The organism is Pseudomonas sp. P105 (genome assembly GCF_032614175.1).
GTDB lineage: Bacteria > Pseudomonadota > Gammaproteobacteria > Pseudomonadales > Pseudomonadaceae > Aquipseudomonas > Aquipseudomonas rhizophila.
The window spans coordinates 3434712-3450898 of record NZ_CP126693.1 but is presented as its reverse complement, the minus strand read 5'-3'; the positions used below and the strand labels follow the sequence as shown (position 1 = coordinate 3450898).

General features: G+C 59.7%; 14 protein-coding genes and 1 pseudogene. 9 read left to right on the top strand and 6 right to left on the bottom strand.

The window, feature by feature from the left end:
* The first annotated feature begins 98 nt into the window (after positions 1-98).
* From cydP to QOM08_RS15470, 5 genes and pseudogenes are all read left to right on the top strand, one after another.
* Entirely contained in the window at positions 99-299 is a 201-nt protein-coding gene (gene cydP, locus QOM08_RS15495; protein WP_188250895.1) for a cytochrome oxidase putative small subunit CydP, read from the top strand.
* Positions 296-1867, top strand: coding sequence for a cytochrome ubiquinol oxidase subunit I (locus QOM08_RS15490; protein WP_047225665.1), 1572 nt, complete (start codon positions 296-298; stop codon positions 1865-1867). The genes cydP and QOM08_RS15490 overlap by 4 nt, the downstream gene beginning before the upstream one ends.
* Positions 1860-2995: pseudogene (cydB, locus tag QOM08_RS15480) on the top strand (cytochrome d ubiquinol oxidase subunit II). The gene QOM08_RS15490 and the pseudogene cydB overlap by 8 nt, the downstream one beginning before the upstream one ends.
* Positions 2996-3017: 22 nt before the next feature.
* Positions 3018-3140 (top strand): cytochrome bd-I oxidase subunit CydX, encoded by a 123-nt coding sequence (cydX, locus tag QOM08_RS15475; RefSeq protein WP_188250779.1) that lies wholly within the window; start codon positions 3018-3020, stop codon positions 3138-3140.
* Positions 3137-3424 (top strand): cyd operon YbgE family protein, encoded by a 288-nt coding sequence (locus QOM08_RS15470; RefSeq protein ID WP_107322782.1) that lies wholly within the window; start codon positions 3137-3139, stop codon positions 3422-3424. Before cydX ends, QOM08_RS15470 begins: the two co-directional genes overlap by 4 nt.
* A gap of 61 nt (positions 3425-3485) precedes the next feature.
* Here the strand turns inward: QOM08_RS15470 and QOM08_RS15465 are convergent, their stop codons facing one another.
* From QOM08_RS15465 to QOM08_RS15445, 5 genes are all read right to left on the bottom strand, one after another.
* Entirely contained in the window at positions 3486-4403 is a 918-nt protein-coding gene (locus tag QOM08_RS15465; protein WP_188250780.1) for a c-type cytochrome, read from the bottom strand.
* A gap of 10 nt (positions 4404-4413) precedes the next feature.
* A complete protein-coding gene (locus QOM08_RS15460) occupies positions 4414-5049 on the bottom strand; it encodes a c-type cytochrome (protein WP_410479075.1) in 636 nt (211 codons plus the stop codon).
* Between the two features lie 68 nt (positions 5050-5117).
* Positions 5118-5552: a universal stress protein gene (locus QOM08_RS15455; RefSeq protein ID WP_076384326.1), complete on the bottom strand. Its 435-nt coding sequence runs from the start codon at positions 5550-5552 to the stop codon at positions 5118-5120.
* A 60-nt stretch (positions 5553-5612) separates the two neighbouring features.
* Entirely contained in the window at positions 5613-8390 is a 2778-nt protein-coding gene (locus tag QOM08_RS15450) for a cation-transporting P-type ATPase (protein WP_188250782.1), read from the bottom strand.
* Between the two features lie 45 nt (positions 8391-8435).
* Positions 8436-9359, bottom strand: a complete 924-nt coding sequence (locus QOM08_RS15445) for a universal stress protein (protein ID WP_076384330.1) — start codon at positions 9357-9359, stop codon at positions 8436-8438.
* Positions 9360-9595: 236 nt separating this feature from the next.
* Between QOM08_RS15445 and QOM08_RS15440 the strand changes: the two genes are divergently transcribed.
* Both QOM08_RS15440 and QOM08_RS15435 read left to right on the top strand, forming a co-directional pair.
* On the top strand, positions 9596-10840 hold the full coding sequence (locus QOM08_RS15440; protein ID WP_076384332.1) for an MgtC/SapB family protein: 1245 nt from the start codon (positions 9596-9598) through the stop codon (positions 10838-10840).
* Positions 10841-10946: 106 nt separating this feature from the next.
* Entirely contained in the window at positions 10947-11858 is a 912-nt protein-coding gene (locus QOM08_RS15435) for a universal stress protein (protein ID WP_047225675.1), read from the top strand.
* Between the two features lie 55 nt (positions 11859-11913).
* Here the strand turns inward: QOM08_RS15435 and QOM08_RS15430 are convergent, their stop codons facing one another.
* Positions 11914-12477, bottom strand: coding sequence for a GNAT family N-acetyltransferase (locus tag QOM08_RS15430; RefSeq protein WP_047225870.1), 564 nt, complete (start codon positions 12475-12477; stop codon positions 11914-11916).
* A gap of 306 nt (positions 12478-12783) precedes the next feature.
* On the opposite strand from QOM08_RS15430, the gene QOM08_RS15425 reads away from it, so the two are divergent.
* Together QOM08_RS15425 and QOM08_RS15420 are read left to right on the top strand one after the other, a co-directional pair.
* A complete protein-coding gene (locus tag QOM08_RS15425) occupies positions 12784-13677 on the top strand; it encodes a universal stress protein (protein ID WP_047225677.1) in 894 nt (297 codons plus the stop codon).
* Positions 13678-13813: 136 nt separating this feature from the next.
* Positions 13814-16186 carry a phosphoketolase gene (locus QOM08_RS15420; RefSeq protein WP_076384338.1) on the top strand — a complete coding sequence of 791 codons (2373 nt, stop codon included), beginning with the start codon at positions 13814-13816 and terminating at the stop codon, positions 16184-16186.
* Position 16187 lies beyond the last annotated feature (1 nt).

Sequence of the window (16187 nt, the reverse complement as noted above, 5' to 3'; positions counted from 1 at the left end):
TTGGCAGCCTCTGAGGTTGGCGCAAAATCCCCCTTCTCCCAGGTTACGTTCCTAATCTGCTGTTATTTAACGATAAAAACCTGACCCTGGGCCTTGGCATGGCGCGTGCTAACTGCACCGACATGACTATTTCCGACAAACGACTGCGCCGTCATCTGCTCACAGCAGTGCTTATCAAGCTGCTCCTGCTGGCAGTGCTGTGGTGGCTATTCATCCAGGATTTCCACGTCAGCGTCGATTCCAACGCGGTCGGCAACCGTTTCGGTGTACCCACCTCGGCTCAAGGGGCAAGCAAGTGATCTCAGAACAACTGGTGGATTTGTCGCGGCTGCAGTTCGCAGCCACGGCGCTTTATCACTTCCTTTTCGTACCGCTCACCGTTGGCATGGTGTGGCTGCTGGTCATCATGGAAAGCGTCTATGTGATGACCGGTAACGTCATCTGGAAAGACATGACGCGCTTCTGGGGCAAGCTATTTGGCATCAACTTCGCGCTGGGGGTGACCACCGGGATCACCCTGGAATTTCAGTTCGGCACCAACTGGGCCTACTACTCGCACTATGTCGGGGACATCTTCGGTGCACCGCTGGCAATCGAAGGCTTGATGGCGTTCTTCCTCGAATCGACCATGATCGGGCTGTTCTTTTTTGGTTGGGACCGTCTCAAGAGACAGCATCACTTGCTGGTCACGCTGTTGATGGCAATCGGCACAAACCTGTCGGCGCTGTGGATCCTGATCGCCAATGGCTGGATGCAGAACCCGGTGGGCTCAGAGTTCAGCTACATCACCATGCGCATGGAAATGGTCGATTTCTGGACGGTGGTGTTCAATCCGGTGGCCCAGGCCAAGTTTGTCCATACGGTTTCGGCCGGGTATGTCACCGGTTCGATGTTTGTGCTGTCGATCTCCAGTTGGTATTTACTCAAAAATCGTGATGTCGAGTTTGCCAAACGTAGCTTTCGGGTCGCCGCAGCATTCGGCCTGGCCTCTGTGCTGAGCGTCATCGTACTGGGCGATGAGTCCGGTTACACGGTGGGGGAGGCGCAGCAGACCAAGCTGGCGGCCATGGAGGCCATGTGGGAAACAAAGCCCGCGCCGGCTGGCCTGACGCTGATCGCGAGCATCGATGAAGCTCAATCCCGAAATAATTGGGAGGTCGAGGTGCCATGGTTGATGGGCCTGATCGGGACCCGCTCGGTCAGCCAGCAGATTCCCGGCATTCATGAGATCAAGGAAAAGAACCGCGCCCGAATCATCCGCGGTATTAGCGCAGTCAATGCGCTGGAAGCACTGAGAGCCAATCGCAGCGATCCGGCGGCGTTCAAGACGTTCGAAGAATACAAAGCTGATCTGGGCTTCGGGTTGCTGCTCAAGCGCTATGTCGAGGACGTCAACCAAGCCACACCGGCCATGATCGAAACCGCGGTGAACGATACGGTTCCGCGCGTGACGCCTATGTTTTGGGCGTTCCGGATCATGGTCGGCCTGGGTTTTGCGATGCTGATGCTCTTTGCACTGGCATTCTGGAGCACGCTGAAGTCGAACCGCACCCGCCACCGAGGGTTGTTGCGTTGGGCACTCTACATGCTGCCGGCGCCCTGGATCGCCTGTGAACTGGGCTGGTTTGTCGCCGAATACGGCCGTCAGCCCTGGACGATCTACGGCGTATTACCGACCCACATGAGCGTGTCCACGCTCAGCGTCAACAACCTGTATGGCTCGCTGGCCGGGTTCATCGTTTTCTACACCGTCTTGCTGGTGGTGGAAATGTTCCTGATGGTCAAGTTCGCCCGCCAAGGGCCTGGCAGCCTCGGTACAGGCCGTTATGTTCACGACGCTCATCTGAAGGAGCTTCACCATGCTTGATTACTTCACCCTGAAAATAATCTGGTGGGCGTTGGTCGGCGTCCTGCTGATCGGTTTTGCGATCATGGATGGTCATGACATGGGCGTCGGCACGCTGCTGCCATTCGTTGGCCGCAATGACCTGGAGCGGCGCGTTGTCATCAATACCGTCGGGCCGCATTGGGATGGTAATCAGGTCTGGTTCATCACCGCTGGCGGCGCCTTGTTCGCGGCCTGGCCTGTGGTCTACGCCACTGCCTTCAGTGGTTTCTACTGGGCGATGATTCTGGTGCTCTGGGCGTTGTTCTTCCGCCCGGTGGGGTTTGACTACCGTAGCAAGATCCACAACGCCACTTGGCGCAGCACCTGGGATTGGGGCTCTTTGTCGGAGGGGCGGTGCCTCCGCTGGTGTTCGGGATTGCGTTTGGCAACTTGCTGCTGGGCGTGCCGTTTCACTTCAATGACTATCTGGTGTCTACCTACACCGGCAGTTTCTGGCAACTGCTCAATCCTTTCGCGCTGCTGTCCGGTGTTGTGAGCAGTGCAATGATCACCCTGCAGGGCGGCACTTATCTGGCCCATCGCACTGAGGGGATTATCCAGTCCCGGGCAGTAAAAGGTGCGGTGGCGGCGGCGATCGTGCTGGTGTGCTCATTCATCGTGGCCGGCATTTGGCTGCAATGGATTGACGGCTACCGCATCACCTCGCTCGTTGATACCGCGGCGCTGCCGGACATCCTCAGCAAGACTGTGGTACGTGAACCTGGCGCCTGGATGGCCAACTACGAACGCTATCCATTGCTTTGGCTGCTGCCCGTCCTTGGATTGGGCGGGGCTGTAGCTGCTGCGTTCTTGTTGATGGTGCGCCGTACGCTGTCGGCGTTTGTCGCCTCATCGCTTGCGGTGATTGGCGTGATCAGCACGGCAGGCGTCTCAATGTTTCCGTTCATCATGCCTTCATCAACCATGCCCGCGGCAAGCCTGACGGTGTGGGACAGTGTCTCCAGCCACCTGAGCTTGGCGATCATGTTCTGGGCCACGTTGATCTTCATGCCCCTGATCGTGATTTATACCTCTTGGGCGTATCGCGTCATGAGCGGAAAAGTCACCGTTGCCCAGATCAAAGCCAACGAGCATTCGGCCTACTAGTGCCGGCAAAGGAGCAAAGAATATGTGGCATTTCGCCTGGATGTTGGGAGTCGGCTTTGCGCTGTTGCTGGCGATATTGAATGCAATGTGGGGGGAGAACGAAGCGAACCGGGCCTTGAGTGACAATGACGAGCAGCAGCGATGATTCAGCAACGCTCAGATACCCAGCCGTCTTCACGCATTCATCTGGCGAGTCTGATGATCGCCATCACCATCATGCTTGCCTGCACACTGTACCCGCCGATGATGGCAACCTCGGAGGGAAAAGCTGATCACGCACTGGCGGGTGCTTTGTTTGCGGCGATGAGTGTGGCTTTCGTCAGGGGCGTGGGTTTTATCCCGCGCCGGTGGCTCTGGCGCTGGCTGTTTTCAGGTTGGACCTGCACTGCGGCATTGGTGCTGGCCGGATGGCTGATGTTCGTGCGGTGAAGGCGGGCTTACGTTCAATAACGCTGCACGAGAACGGCGACAGTAGTATTGGCTGCGCCGTTCATTCAGTTCCCTGGCCAAGTATCACGCCGTTCACTTCTTTGCCATAAAGATTGATCCCGTCATTGGCATGGAATTTCAACCGGGTCTGCTCGATAGAACCGGCAATCATCCTGGGGTCTTTCGGCCGTTCGTGGCTGTTCATGTAGGCAGCAACGTGCCAGGCCTCATCGGCGGACAGGGTGGCGCCTTTACCTAATGGCATATTCGACTTTATGAACCCGGCTGCGGTATTGATGCGATGCATCCCCGCGCCCCAATTGAATGAGTCTTTGCCCCATAACGGTGGGAATACGTAATCGCCCCCGGCCTTTTGGCCTTCGCCCTCGTTGCCATGACACACCGCGCATTGCTGGGCGTAGATGACCTTGCCCTTGGCCACATCGAAGCCTCCCGCCGGTTGCGGCACTTCAGGATAAGCTCGCCCGGGCAGTTCCTGGCCTAGCGGTGCTCCTGTTGCCAACCAGTAGGAAAAGGCAGTCAGGGCGGCGATGACCTGCCCGTCGGCCGGAGGCGGTTTTCCGTTCATGCTGAACTCAAAGCAGCCTTGTAGGCGCTCGGCGTAGGTATTGACCTTGTCGTTCTTTTTTCGATAAGCCGGGTACATCGTGTAAGCCGCCCAAAGGGGCGCCGAGTCGGCTTTTCTGCCTTGGTCCAAATGACAATTGGTGCAGTTCATCCCGTTTCCCACGAACTCGGGGGCGTTGGTTTTAGTATCGACAAAGATCGCATGCCCTTGCCGGACCAAACGGCCAAAGGCGTTATCAGGCAGCGTGTCCTCTGCTGGCGGAGTAAATGTCGCCGTCCGCTGTTGTGGGGCGTCTGGGCCGGGCGAAGGGGGCGATGCATCTGCCACATCAGCAGCGCCAGCCATCGATACCATATTCAAACTGATGAGTGCCGCGATGAATGATTTCATGGCCAGACCTCTATTGACTGAGCTCAGCGAAATACCGGGAAACAGCCTCGACCTCGGCTTCAGTGAGGGACCTCGCGATGTGGCCCATGAGTTCGTCTGGATCATTTTTCCGGGTCTTCTGCCGCCAGGCATTCAGTTGCGAGACCAGGTACTGAGCCGATTGGCCCGCCAGCGGTGGAAAAGAGGCACCGACCCCGATTCCGCCGGGGCCATGACAGGAGACGCACTCGGGTATGTTTCGATCCCATGCGCCTCTCAATGCCAGGGTCTGCCCCAGGCCCTTGGCCGCCTGCGCACGATTGATGGGTTTGACGGGTGGGCCTGGCATGTTGGCGAGCATGCTGGCGAGGGCTTGTACCTCGTCCTCGCTCAATGCCTGGGCGATAGGAAGCATGATTGGGTTGGCCCTGGAGCCTGAGCGAAAATCCGCGATTTGTTTTGCGAAGTACTCAGCAGGTAACCCTGCAAGCCTTGGGAAGCCAGCCGCGGGCATCCCTGTACCGTCCGCACCATGACAGGTTGAACAGGCAATGGCGGCGGGGTTGGTCCCGCCCTGGGTGAAGATCTTTTGCGCGTCAGCTGCATAAGCGGATGTTGCCAGCGCACCGGATAAAGCAAGGACTGATCCCCATCGTGACATACCCATCGTTCTGCCTCGCAGACGTTATGGGGGACAGGCCCCCTGGTGCGCCATCAACTGCAACTCACACTCGGTTATTTGACCAAGGTAATCGGGATACTGGACAGCTGGATCACTTTGGCCGCGACAGAGCCCAGGAAGATGCCTTCGAGAAAACCACTGCCGTGCGAACCCAGGATGATGCTGTCGCACCCCAAGGATTTGGCGCACGCCACGATTCTGCTGGCCGCGTCGCCGTGCAGTGTATGGAAAGTAAAGGCGATGCCTTGCTGTTTCAGAAGAGTGATTGCCTTATTCGCATCTTCGGCACTTTTGCCGTCGTAGTAGCGGTCAAGTTCATCCTTGCTCATGGTTTGCGCGATGCGAGTGGGTAAAAATGACTGCACATTGACCAGGTGCACCTCCACGCTGCCTCCCAGCAATCCGCCGTCCTGGATCAGTCCAATGAGGTAATGCACCACACGTTCGGAGTGCTCTGAACCATCGACAGCGACCAATACTTTGTGCATTTTCCGAATCCTCTTTCAGTAACATCCAGCGGCTGGTCGAACACCATGCCAGCCGCAGCGTCAGGGTGACTTCGGGGTCTGTCCCACTATGAGCGTAGCGCCCTTGGGGTCGGTTAACCGTAGCCGAATCTGTTTTTCAGTTTCGATGATCGCAAAGAGCGCGATGCCCACTGCGATAATCAATAGCCCATCCATAAAGGGGATCGCTTGAGTGGCAAACACCCTTTGCAGGGGAGGCGCGTAGGTGATGGCGAACTGAGCGAAGGTTACCACTGCAACGGTCAGCCACACGACCTTTGTACCTCTGACAGCCTCCCAAGTCAGTGACGTGCCATAAAGATTGCGAATGAAGAACAGGTGGAATATTTCCATCACCACCAGCGTGTTGACGGCGATGGTGCGGGCCAACTCCACCGGGTAGCCCCGGTCGAGCGCGTAGGTAAATATGCCGTAGACGCCGCAAAGAAACAGGATCGAAACCAGCACCATGTGCCAGATCAAGGCGCCGCTTATCAACGGCTCGTGCCTTGAACGTGGCGGCCTGCGCATGGTGTTTTCTTCGGTCGGCTCGAACGCCAGGGCGATACCCAGCGTGATCGCGGTAATCAGGTTGATCCACAAGATCTGAATCGGTGTCACCGGCAGGGTGAGGCCAAACAGCAGCGCGACAATGATGGTCATGGTTTCGCCCGCGTTGGTGGGCAACGTCCAGCTCAGCACTTTCTTGATGTTGTCGTAGACCGTCCGGCCTTCACGTACGGCGGCCACGATGGAGGCGAAGTTGTCATCGGCCAGCACCAGGTCCGCCGCCTCTTTTGCCGCCTCACTGCCTTTGTCACCCATGGCGATGCCGGCGTCAGCGCGTTTGAGCGCGGGCGCGTCGTTGACCCCGTCGCCGGTCATGGCCACGGTCATGCCGTTCGATTGCAGCAACATCACCAGCCGTAGCTTATGTTCAGGGCTGGTGCGGGCGAAGATATTCACGTCCTTGAGCGCTTCTTTGAGCGTGCCGTCGTTCATCGCGTCCAGGTCGACGCCCGTCAGCACCTTGTCGGGATTTTGCAGGCCGATTTGCGCGCCGATCGCGGCGGCGGTGCCGGAGTGATCGCCGGTGATCATCTTGACTGCGATACCGGCAGCCTGGCATTGCTGGACCGCCTGGATCGTCTCGGGGCGAGGCGGGTCAATCATGCCTGTCATGCCAAGCAGGGTCAGCGAACCCTGCACGTCGCCAAACTCCAGAACGGTGTGCTCGGACGGCACGGGGCGGCTGGCAAACGCCAGCACGCGCTGACCTTTGCCGGCAATGGTGTTTGCCTGTTGGTGCCAGTAGTCAGCATTGAGCGGCTCCGTGGCGCCGGTACTGCCACGCTGCTGCGCGCACATGGCCAGGATCTGTTCCGGCGCGCCTTTTACATAGATTGACGCCTGTCGCTCATGGTTGTGGTGCAACGTCGCCATGAAGCGGTGTTTGGCGTCAAACGGAATCGCGTCGGTGCGGGGCCAGGTGCGTCGCTCTTCTTCGCCATCGATTCCGGCTTTCACGGAAAACGCCAGCAGTGCGCCCTCCATGGGATCGCCCTCGACCTTCCATGTGGCATCGTGCAGCCTCAACACCGCGTCATTGCAAAGCGCGGCGGCGCGTCCCAGTTCGGCTAACGTGGGGTGATTGGAGGTGTCGATCAACTGGTCAGCCAGGTTCATGTTTCCCGACGGCTGATAACCGGCACCGTCGACCGTGAACGTCAGATCACGGGTGACCACTGATGCGACCATCATTTCGTTGCGGGTGAGGGTGCCGGTCTTGTCCGTGCAGATGACCGAAACCGATCCCAGGGTTTCGATGGCGGGCAAGCGGCGTACGATGGCGTTGCGACGGGCCATCGCGCGAACCCCGACCGCCAGGGTAATGGTGAGAACGGCGGGCAGTCCTTCGGGGATGGCAGCGACCGACATGCCCACCACCACCATGAAGATTTCGTTGAATGCGTAATGGCCGACAAAATGACCGTAAACCAGTAGCAGCCCGGCGACGAGCAGAATCAGGATCGTCAGCCAGCGCGCGAAGACGTTCATTTGCTGGACCAATGGCGTGGTCAGTGTCTCGACTTCCGACAACAGATTGCTGATGCGCCCGATCTCGGCGGCGGTCGCGGTTGCAACGACGACCCCGGTGGCCTGTCCGCAGGTCACCAGGGTTCCACTGAAGGCCATGCAGGCACGATCACCCAGGGGCGCTCCAAGGCGCACAGGTTCAGTGTGCTTTTCCACGGCGGCGGATTCACCGGTCAGGATGGCTTCCTGGATCTGCAGCCTGTTGGCGTGCAGCAAGCGAAGGTCTGCCGGGACTTTATCGCCGGCCTCCAACAAGACGATATCGCCGGGTACCAGCGCTTCACCCGCGATGCTCAAACGTTCACCGGCACGAATCACGGCGGCGCGGGGCGCCAGCATCTGCCGGATCGCGTCCATGGCTTTTTCCGCTTTGCCCTCCTGGACATAGCCAATGATGGCGTTGGCCACCACCACCGCCAGAATGACCACCGTATCCCAGAGGTGTTGCAACAGCGCAGTGATCACCGCAGAGCCCAGCAGCACATAAATCAGGATATTGTGAAACTGCAACAGAAAACGCAGCCACGCGGGGCGCCGCGCCGATTCCGGCAAGCGATTGAAGCCTGTGCGCGCAAGCCGGGCTTGAACTTCTGCATCGTTCAGCCCGGTGTGCTCATTGACCTCCAGCCGTTCGAGCACCTGCTGCGCAGGCAGCGTGTACCAAGCCTCGACATCTATGGGAATCGGATCCCGCTCGGTCGGTGCGTTGCTCGCTCGGTTCATCAGGTCGCTATCCCTGCGCTCATTATGCTGTTGGTATTCATGCGTTCAATCGAACTGCTGCGGTGCAATCACCCACAAGCTGCACGGCATCTTGTACAGCAGGCCTTCCACGGTGCTGCCGATCAACTTGTCCAAACCTTTGTAGCGCACGCGCCCCATGACAATGACATCAATGTCATGGGATGCCGCGTAGCTGGCCAATACCTTGGCCGGGTCGCCCATGACCATGCGTCGTTGTTCCGGCGCGATGCCGTTGCGCTCGGCCAACGCGTCAAACGCCTCGCCCTGGGATTCATAGAGCTGCCGGGCCAGGGTGGAAGAAAAGAACATCGAGCCGCTGCCGAAACCATATTCGGAGGCGGTGATGGACGACAGGTCATAGGCGTAGATGACTTCCAGGCTCGCGTCGCAGGAGGTGGCCAGTTTGTTGGCTTCGCTCAGGATCCGGTCGTTGAGGCCTTCGTAGCGGCCGTCGAGATGAAAGGGGTCAATGGCCGCCAGAATCTTGCGCGGACGGGCGTGGGTGACTTTGTTGACGAAATGCAAAGGTACTTCGCTTTCGCGCAGCAGGTGCACATCCAGCGGGGTGAACATCAGGCGCGAGAACCAGGATTCATGCTCCACCGTCTTGATCAGGGCATCCATCGGCTGCTCCTTGAGGTGGACCAGAATCTCCTGCAGCGGTCTCTCGACCCACGCCACTTCGGTCGTGACTTCAATGCCCAGCTTGCGCAGTGGCCGGGCCTGGTCTTCCAGCCAGTGGCGATGGCGTTCAACGTAACCCAAGCGCATCTGTTCCAGGGCCTGCTCATTGACCAGGCTGGCGGTGGCCAGGCCTTCGAGGTAGTCGAAGGCAACGATGTGCAGCGCGGCGCCTTCGGCCTTGGCCAGCGCCGCTGCCCGGTCGAAGGCCGGACTGTGTTCCATCAGCGGCGAGACGACCAACATCAAACGTGATTGCGTGGACATGACAAACCTCCCGAGCATGGACGTATGGGTACCCGACGGCCTTCGCGCCGCGTGGAGCCAGGGTTTGATCATGATCGTATCGGGCATCGGTCACTTGATTTGCATCAAGCTCATGCCAGAAGCGTGGCATCAATGCACACGACGCCTGGCAATAGCGCTATGTTTGATCATGAAATCCTCCCAGGGACTACCCTGGACTCAGGTACAACCGGAACACTCAGTATAGAACCGAGGCCATGAGCGAAACCCTGGGCTTTGCCAATGCCGCCGCTGCGCTCGGAATCGGCTTGTTGATTGGGCTAGAACGCGAGCGACGCAAAGGCGAGGGCGCTCGGCGCGACTTCGCCGGCCTGCGTACCTTTGCCATTACCTCGTTGCTGGGGTATGTCACGGTCCAGGCTGGCGGAGTCTTGCTGCTCGGGTTCGTGGCGCTTGCGCTGGGGGCACTGGTCACGGCGGCGTATTGGCGAAACCTCGACCAGGACCCCGGTATCACCAGCGAAGTGGCGTTATTCGCGGCGCTGGCGTTGGGGGCGCTCTGCATGACCGCCCCGGCCCTGGCGATCGCGATCGGCGTGGTGATGGCCGGTCTGCTCGCCAGCCGCCAGGCGCTGCACCATTTTGCCCGTAACCAATTGACCGCCGCGGAAATGCGTGACGGGCTGGTGCTGTTGATCGCCGCGCTGGTGGTGTTGCCGCTGGTGCCGGATCGCTTTCTCGGACCTTACGATGCGATCAACCTGCGCACCATCTGTATGTTGACGGTCATGTTGATGGCTGTGGGTGCGCTGGGGCATGTTGCGGTGCGGACCCTCGGCACTCACTACGGTTACGCCCTCAGCGCGGTTGCCTCGGGGTTCGCCTCGGCCACGCTGACCGTCGCCACCATGGGTAACATCGCCGCGAAAGAACCGGCCAATCTCAAGGTGCTGAGCGCCGCTGCCGTGTTGTCCAATCTGGCGACAGTGGCACAAATAGGGCTGATCCTCGGTGCCGTAGAACCGGCCCTGTTGCTTTGGATGTGGGGCCCGCTACTCTGTGGCCTGCTGACAACATTGATCTACGCCGGAATGCTGATGTTTCCCCGACCCAGGGCTCGGGCGGATGAACCGATCAAGCGCGGCGGGGCCTTCAACCTCAAACTGGCCTTGACGGTAGTCCTGGCGATGGCCGGTATCACGCTCCTGTCGTCGGCGATGCTTGCCGAGTTCGGCCAGACCGGGGTAACCGTAACGGCGGTTTTCAGCGGGCTGGTTGATGCTCATGCTTCAATTGCCTCTGTTGCTTCCCTGGCGAAGGCCGGATTGTTACCCCTGGATGGCATCGCCATACCGGTCTTGATGGCGATGAGCAGCAATTCCCTGAGTAAATGCGTAGTGGCCTGGCTCAGTGGCGGACGGCGTTTCGCCGGGTATTTCATCCCCGGCCAGGTGCTGGTGACGCTGGGAATGTGGGCCGGCGTTCTGCTCCCGAATCTGTGAGCCTGTGTGGTGGCAGTTTGATGAAGATCAAGTCCTGCCCGTGGCATACGTTCATTCTGGAACCCTCAATCCTTTAAGTGGCTGCCGCCACGTGCCGAGGTGTTCCATGTCCCAGACCCAACGTTTGTTGTTATTGGCACCCGATGCCATGACCCGTTCGCCTGCGTTCGACCGCGCCACCGAACTGGCCCTGGCGCTGGATCTGCCCCTGCACATCGTCGCCATCGATTATCTGGAGGTGCTCTCGGTGGCCGGTCTTTTTGCGCCAGAACAAGTCAAGAAGGCCCGTGACGGGTATCTGGAAACGCACCGGCACTGGTTGTGGCAACAGGCTGAGCTGGCGCGCCGCCATGGAGTGGAGGCGACGAGCGAGGTGGTCTGGGGCAAAGACGCTTATCAGGCCTTGCAGCAGTACGTCAAAGAGATGCCACTGGCGCTGATCATCAAGGACGCCGAGCCTGAACCGGCAATGAAGCGGATTTTCTTCACACCCATGGACTGGCGCCTGCTGCGCGACTGTCCGGTGCCGGTGCACCTGGTCACCGACGCGCGTCATCCGCGGCCCCGGCAGGTCCTGGCGATCGTCGATGTGCTGCGCAGCGAGGAGCAGGACCTGGTGTTCAACGACCGGATCGTCGATGCCGCCGTGAAACTGGCCGATCAATGCAACGCCCAGGTTGAGTTGTTGCACGCCTTCGACTGGACGGCGGTGTACGCCGCCGATATGGGCGTGGGTGCGCTCCCGCTCGCCACCGGGCTCTATGAAGCATTGGGGCAGGCGCAGCACGAAGTGTTTGAATCCCTGGCCGAGCGTCACGGCGTGCCGCCGCAGCAGCGTCACTTCATCGAAGGTGCGCCGCTGAGCAGCATCTGCACGTTCGCCACCGATCATCAGTGCGACGTCATTGTCATGGGCACGACACAGCATCGAGGTCTGGACAAGCACTTGGGCAGTACTGCCGAGCAGGTGCTGCAACGGGCACCTTGCAGTATATGGGCAATCAAGCCGGGCGAGTGACGGCAGGGTGACCTTGCGCGGGGCCTGGCCCCGGGTCCCGCGCAATGCACTGTGGTTAAAGATAGAGCCGGTGGATGACCTGCCGGGCATCATCGGGGTCGGTGCGGGTATCAAACCCAAGGCTATGGGCCAGATCCCGCATAGGGGCGTTATCGGCGGCGTCGATGGAATACAGCTGGCGATAGCCGTTCTTGCGGGCCGCCTCTATCAAATGCTCCATCAACAACGTCCCCAGTCCCAGATGCTGCCATTGATCGGCCACGGTCACGGCGCACTCGCATTCGTGTTCACTGGTAGCGCAATAGCGGCTGACACCGATTTCGATCAGTTGGCCGTTGTCGTGGACCAGGGCGATGTAAGCCATGCGCGTCTTGCAGTCGACATCCATCAACTGGTCGAGCATGGCCGCGCCGGGCTCATTGATTTGCGCCAGGAAACGCATGTGCCGGGACTCCGGTGACAGACGCTTGATGAAGTCATACTCACGCTGGCGATCTTCTTCCTTCAGCGGCCTGATCAACACGTGCCGGCCATCTCTGAGGGCCTGGATCCAGTGCTTGCCGCTGATGCTGGCATACAGGGCAGCGGCGCGTTCATTGTGGTCTTTGACGTTGAGCATGATGCGTTCCTCCATCGGGTGTGAACCTTCGGCGCGGCAAAGGCCGTGCATTCGCTACTGTTCTACGCCGGCGTGGCAGATCGATTCTGATCTGGATCAGTGCTCGCGAATCCGCTCGTCGATGATCAATGCCGGGGAGCAATTTCAGTGGGAGCCAAACCTGTGGGGGGCAAGCTTTGCTCCCACAGGTATGTGCATGCAGTTGATAAAGATCAAGCCGCCCCGGGGTGACAAGCGCAGGCTGTTGCACATGCCAGAGAGGGACCGCTGGGGACCTGATGGCCAACAGACCAGTGGAGGTGTGTAATGGGACAGTACCAACGTTTGCTATTGATCGTTGAAGCCGACCTGCATCCGTCTGCCGCGCTGCGTCGCGCCTGTGCCCTGGCCAGGGTCAGTGGCGCGGCCTTGCACCTGTGCGCATTCGTTCAACCACCGCCTCACACGCATTTGTGGGGCGAAAAGAACGATGAAGCGACAGCTCAGCGCTATATGCACCACTACCGTCGCTGGATGGTGGAGGAGGCGGCGCTGCTCAAGGAGCAAGGACTGGATGTGACGACCCATGTGGTCTGGACCACTCATCCATTACTGGACATCCTGCGCTACGTCGAGCAGTTTCAGCCCGATTTGCTGATCAAGGATGTGACCCTCGAGCCGCTGCTCAAACGTGTTTTCGTGACGCCCCTGGACTGTCATCTGCTGCGCGATTGCCCGGTGCCGGTGCATCTGGTCAATCGCGCCACCCACAGCTTGCCACGTCGGGTCGTGGCGGCGGTGGACCCCGCCAATCCGCAGGCCAACGCCTTGAACGAGCGCATTATCCAGGCCGCTGGGGCAATGGCCCTGCAATGCAATGCCCCGCTGCATCTGCTGCACGCCTGCGATCTGTCTCCGGCCTTCAACGGGGAGGCTTCGTTGGTGGCTGGGGCCTGGGATGAAGATTTTGCCGAGGCCTTGCGAGAGTCGCTGCATGCGGCGTTCATCAATTTGGCCGAGCGGTGGAGCATTCCACCCGAGCGCCGTCATTTCGTCATTGGCCTGCCGGTGCCGGTGATCCATGAGTTCCTCGATGAGTTCGAGGCTGATGTGGTGGTGATGGGCACCGAGCAACGCGCTGGGCTGGACCGTCTGATCGGTAGCACGACGGAACGGGCCCTGTATTCGGTGTCGGGCAGCTTGTTGGCAGTCAGGGTATGAGCAGGGCGCGTTGACTCTGATGTAAATCAAGTCGGGTTTGTTCAAGCGCTCCAGAATCAGTCGTGGCAGACCGTTCGATATCGGTTCAAGCGATCAGGGCAGTTCGCGGGTAATCCAGCCTCTTTGGGAGAATGTGATGAGTGATTTTCTTAGCCCCGACCAACTGGAAGGCATTGACGCCTATTGGCGTGCTTCCAATTATCTGGCTGTGGGGCAGATTTACCTCAAAGACAACCCTTTGTTGCGCAAACCGCTGCTACTGGGCCACGTCAAGCCACGCCTGTTGGGCCACTGGGGCACCACGCCGGGATTGAACCTGATTTACGTTCACCTCAATCACCTGATCAAGACCCACGACCTGAACATGATCCTGGTCACCGGCCCCGGACACGGCGGCCCAGCCATCGTCGCCCAGAGCTATCTGGAGGGCAGCTTCACCCAGTGTTATCCCTCGGTGGAACAGAACGAGAACGGGATGCTGCGCCTGTTCCGGCAGTTTTCCTGGCCCTACGGGTTGTCCAGTCATGTCTCGGCGCAGATCCCGGGGTCCATTCATGAAGGCGGGGAGCTGGGGTATTGCCTGGCCCACGCCTACGGTGCGGCGTTCGACAACCCTGACCTGATCGTGGCCTGCGTTATCGGCGATGGTGAAGCCGAAACCGGTACGCTGGCGGCGAGCTGGCATTCCAACAAGTTCCTCAACCCCCGGCGTGACGGTGCGGTTCTGCCCATCCTTCACCTCAACGGCTTCAAGATCGCCAACCCCACGCTGCTTTCGCGTATCAGTGAAGACGAGCTGTCAGCCCTGATGTACGGGTATGGCTACGATCCTTATTTTGTCGAAGGCGACGACCCCCACAGCGTTCACCAGCAACTGGCGATGGTCCTGGACGCCATGCTGCTCAAGATCCGCGAAATCCAGCGTACGGCCCGTGCAGACTCGTCGGCACATGAACTGGAGCGGCCACTGTGGCCGATGTTGGTGCTGCGCACGCCCAAGGGCTGGACCGGTCCGAGATTCGTCGACGGTCAGCAGGTCGAGGGCACCTGGCGCGCCCATCAGGTGCCACTGAGTCATTTCGAGCAGCCCATGCATCTGACGCAACTGCAACAATGGCTCGAGAGTTACCGGCCACAGGAGCTGTTCGACGCCAGTGGTGCATTGCTGCCGGAGATTGCGGCGCTGGCGCCCACAGGGCATCGGCGTCTGGGCGCCAATCCCCATGCCAATGGCGGCTTGCTCCTCCAGTCACTTGAGCTGCCTCGATTTACGGATTACGCCGTGCAGTTCTCCGCGCCCGGCAGTGTGCAGGCGGAGTCCACCCGGGTGTTGGGCGGTTTTGTCCGGGACGTGATGAAGTACAACCTCAAGGCTGGCAACTTTCGCCTGTTCGGCCCCGACGAAACCGCCTCCAATCGCCTTGATGCGGTGTACGAGGTCAGTGGCAAGACCTGGATGGCGGCACTTGAAACGGGGGACACCAACCTGGCCTGCGAAGGCCGGGTGATGGAAATCCTCAGCGAGCAGGTGTGTGAAGGCTGGCTAGAGGGCTATCTACTGACGGGCCGTCATGGCCTGTTCTCCTGCTATGAGGCGTTCATCCATATCGTCGATTCGATGTTCAATCAGCACGCCAAGTGGCTCAAGACCGCTGCGCAGATTCCCTGGCGCGCGTCGATCGCTTCGCTCAACTACCTGCTCACATCCCACGTCTGGCGCCAGGACCACAATGGTTTCTCCCATCAGGATCCGGGATTTATCGATCATGTGGCGAACAAAAGTGCCGATGTGGTGCGTATCTACCTGCCGCCGGATGCCAATTGCCTGTTGTCGGTGGCCGATCACTGTCTCAAGAGCCGCGATTACATCAACGTGATCGTGGCCGGCAAGCAACCGGAGTGGCAATGGCTGGATATCGATTCGGCCATCAGGCACTGCTCCATTGGCATCGGTCGGTGGGCCTTCGCCTGCCAGAACGATGACGACCCGGATGTGGTGATGGCCTGCGCCGGTGATGTGCCAACCCTGGAAACCCTGGCCGCCGTGACACTGTTGCGCCAATACGTGCCGGATCTGCGCGTGCGGGTGGTGAACGTGGTGGACTTGATGGCCCTGCAACCGCCGCAACAGCATTGCCATGGTCTGCCGGATGCCGGGTTCGATGAGTTGTTCACCGTGGACAAACCGGTGATTTTCGCGTTCCACGGCTATCCTTCATTGATCCATCGTCTGGTCTACAAGCGCCATAACCATGACAATTTCCATGTGCGCGGTTTCATGGAGGAGGGGGCCACAACCACCCCGTTCGACATGGCGGTCATCAATCACTTGGATCGCTACCAACTGGCCTTCGATGTCATCCAGCGGGTACCGCGCTTGCAACCGTTGGTGGAGGGCGCCCGGGACCGCTACTGGGCCACCATGGAGAAGCACCAGCTTTACCTGATCGAACATGGGCAGGACATGCCCGAGGTCCTGAACTGGCGCTGGACGCCGGCGCCGGGTTGAC

Bases quoted from the DNA above. Each gene is read 5' to 3' on its own strand.
- QOM08_RS15460 (WP_410479075.1), bottom strand. From the start codon at position 5,049: ATGGGTATGTCACGATGGGGATCAGTCCTTGCTTTATCCGGTGCGCTG.
- QOM08_RS15465 (WP_188250780.1), bottom strand. From the start codon at position 4,403: ATGAAATCATTCATCGCGGCACTCATCAGTTTGAATATGGTATCGATG.
- QOM08_RS15440 (WP_076384332.1), top strand. From the start codon at position 9,596: ATGAGCGAAACCCTGGGCTTTGCCAATGCCGCCGCTGCGCTCGGAATC.
- QOM08_RS15450 (WP_188250782.1), bottom strand. From the start codon at position 8,390: ATGAACCGAGCGAGCAACGCACCGACCGAGCGGGATCCGATTCCCATA.
- QOM08_RS15420 (WP_076384338.1), top strand. From the start codon at position 13,814: ATGAGTGATTTTCTTAGCCCCGACCAACTGGAAGGCATTGACGCCTAT.
- cydX (WP_188250779.1), top strand. From the start codon at position 3,018: ATGTGGCATTTCGCCTGGATGTTGGGAGTCGGCTTTGCGCTGTTGCTG.
- QOM08_RS15430 (WP_047225870.1), bottom strand. From the start codon at position 12,477: ATGCTCAACGTCAAAGACCACAATGAACGCGCCGCTGCCCTGTATGCC.
- QOM08_RS15455 (WP_076384326.1), bottom strand. From the start codon at position 5,552: ATGCACAAAGTATTGGTCGCTGTCGATGGTTCAGAGCACTCCGAACGT.
- QOM08_RS15435 (WP_047225675.1), top strand. From the start codon at position 10,947: ATGTCCCAGACCCAACGTTTGTTGTTATTGGCACCCGATGCCATGACC.
- QOM08_RS15425 (WP_047225677.1), top strand. From the start codon at position 12,784: ATGGGACAGTACCAACGTTTGCTATTGATCGTTGAAGCCGACCTGCAT.
- QOM08_RS15445 (WP_076384330.1), bottom strand. From the start codon at position 9,359: ATGTCCACGCAATCACGTTTGATGTTGGTCGTCTCGCCGCTGATGGAA.
- cydP (WP_188250895.1), top strand. From the start codon at position 99: ATGGCGCGTGCTAACTGCACCGACATGACTATTTCCGACAAACGACTG.
- QOM08_RS15470 (WP_107322782.1), top strand. From the start codon at position 3,137: ATGATTCAGCAACGCTCAGATACCCAGCCGTCTTCACGCATTCATCTG.